This is a genomic window from Treponema endosymbiont of Eucomonympha sp. (assembly GCF_001028545.1).
Genome location: NZ_BBPW01000268.1, coordinates 1 through 844, shown reverse-complemented (window position 1 = coordinate 844; position 844 = coordinate 1). Strand labels below are relative to the sequence as shown.

Below are 844 nucleotides of genomic sequence, written 5' to 3'. Positions count from 1 at the left end.
CCCGTGCGAAAAAGGCCGTTCGGCTGGTTGTAAGGGCGGTCGCGGTCTATAACCACCGCCTTTTGTTTATGCGGCGGGTTCCGCGCCGCCATCGCGCCCGACGCAATATCCGCGGCAACCTCCACGTAGCGCTCCGGCGTGCCCATATCCTTGATATATTCAGGTGTGCTGTAGGCGTAAATCCCGCCGCGCGCTATGTTCGGCTTCAAAACGTCGCTGTCCAAATCCATATGCCCGCCCGAATCCGGCAGGGCAAGCAACCGTTTCGACAGTATATGCAGTCCCGCGTTCACCTGATTCTTATACCATTTACGGGGTTCTTCCTTGCTGAGCCAGCCCGTAACGCGACATTCCGCGTCGGTGATTAAAAGCGCGCTGTCGTAGGGGTGGCTGTTCGGGTGCGCGGCGAGCGTCGCCTGCGCCCCGCGCTCGCGGTGAAACGCGGCAAAGCGCGAAAAATCAAGGTCAAAGATGATATCCCCGTGAATCAGCAGAAAGTCGTCGGTCAGCGCGTCGCGTATCCGGTAGAGTGCGCCCGCCGTTCCGAGCGGCTCCGTTTCGGCGTAATAGGATATGCTGCAGCCGAAGCCGCTCCCGTCTCCGAAATAGTCTTGTATCGCCTGCCCCAAATGCCCCGTTACAATGATAATGTCGGTGAGTCCGTTCCGCTTGAGGCAGTCGAGCTGGTGTTCCAGAATCGGCTTGCCGCACAGTCGAATCATCGGCTTGGGAACGCCGGGGGCGACGGAGGCGATGCGGGTGCCTTTGCCGCCCGCCATGAGCACCGTTTTAAGGGGATTCATGCGAAAAAGCGCTCCTCGAGCATCAGGCACAACGCGTGATA

1 protein-coding gene is annotated in these 844 nt (G+C 59.6%); it reads right to left on the bottom strand.

All coding sequences use genetic code 11. From position 1 onward, the window contains the following. The coding region (locus tag AWU74_RS06455; RefSeq protein WP_162504952.1) for a nucleotidyltransferase family protein at positions 1 to 803 on the bottom strand (803 nt) is incomplete at its 3' end. Positions 804 to 844 lie beyond the last annotated feature (41 nt).